Origin of the sequence: Kitasatospora nipponensis, from assembly GCF_039528135.1 — a bacterium.
GTDB lineage: Bacteria > Actinomycetota > Actinomycetes > Streptomycetales > Streptomycetaceae > Kitasatospora > Kitasatospora nipponensis.
In genome coordinates this window covers 1-1,072 of the sequence record NZ_BAAALF010000509.1, presented here as the reverse complement: position 1 = coordinate 1,072, position 1,072 = coordinate 1, and the positions used below count along the sequence as shown (strand labels likewise).

General features: G+C 68.9%; 2 protein-coding genes. Both read left to right on the top strand.

What is annotated here, in order from left to right:
- Positions 1-613: helicase associated domain-containing protein (locus ABD323_RS41550; protein WP_344447276.1), on the top strand; the 613-nt coding region annotated here is incomplete at its 5' end.
- Between the two features lie 198 nt (positions 614-811).
- A partial coding sequence (locus tag ABD323_RS41545) for a P-loop NTPase fold protein (protein ID WP_344447275.1) occupies positions 812-1,072 on the top strand: 261 nt, incomplete at its 3' end.

The window sequence follows — 1,072 nt, the reverse complement described above, 5'->3', positions numbered from 1 at the left end:
GACGATCCTCAAGAACCTGCGCACCGCGCAGCGCCGCACCGAAGCCCTGGAGAAGCGAGCCGAGGCCGGGGAGACCGGGCTGGACTGGGCCGGGGCGCTGACCGCCGAGCGGAAGGCGGCACTGGACGCGATCGACCCGGCGTGGTGCCCCGCCTGGCCGGTGGAGTGGCAACGCTGCTTCGCACTCGCCTGGCGGCACGTGAAGGCCGACGGGTCGCTCGCAGGTGACCCGGGTGCCGTCGTCGTCCAGGGCGAAGACCTCACCGGCTGGGCAAGGGCGCAGCGGATCGGCTGGGACAAGCTCGGCCCTGCCCAGCAGTGGCTGTGTGAGCACGTCCTCGGACTGGAGCCGCTGGCCGCCGAACAGCTCCCACCCGCCAAGGTGTCGCACGCCGAGAAGGAGCGGCGCAACCTCGCCGCCGCCGCTCAGTACCGGAAGCGGGAGGGGAACCTGAACGTCGGCCGCAAACACAAGGAACCGCTCACCGTGGACGACGGCACCAAGGTCGAGGTCAGCCTCGGCCTGTTCATCACCAACAGCCGTCTGCGGCGGGCCACCATCCCGGCCGAGCGGGCTGCACGGCTGACCGAGCTCGGGATGCGCTGGGAATAGCGGGAGGGTTGTACCGAGGGCCAGCCGCCGAGCACCAGCGGCGATGGATCACCACCCAACGCAAGAACTGGCACACCCTCCGCCCTGACCAAGAGACACTCCTGACAGCCATCGGCGTCACACCCACCAGGCTGGTGACCGCAGGTTCTTGATTGCATTCCGCCCTTCGAAGCGCCTCTCCCGGGGCAGGATGGGCGCATGACCAACAGGTTTTTCAACGACGACCCGGTCGACGGCGGCCCTGACGCCCCCGACCTGCTCGGACACCAGAGATATGCGCACCACGCCGTCGGTCTTCTGAACGAAGTCCGCTGCCAGAGCGAGTCTGGTGTTCTTGCGCTGATCGGGCCCTGGGGCTCCGGGAAATCATCCGTGCTGCAGATGGTGCTCCGCAACCTCCGGCAGGCGCCGGCTGACGGTGTGGCATGGTCGGTGGCCGAGCTGAACCCCTGGCTCTAC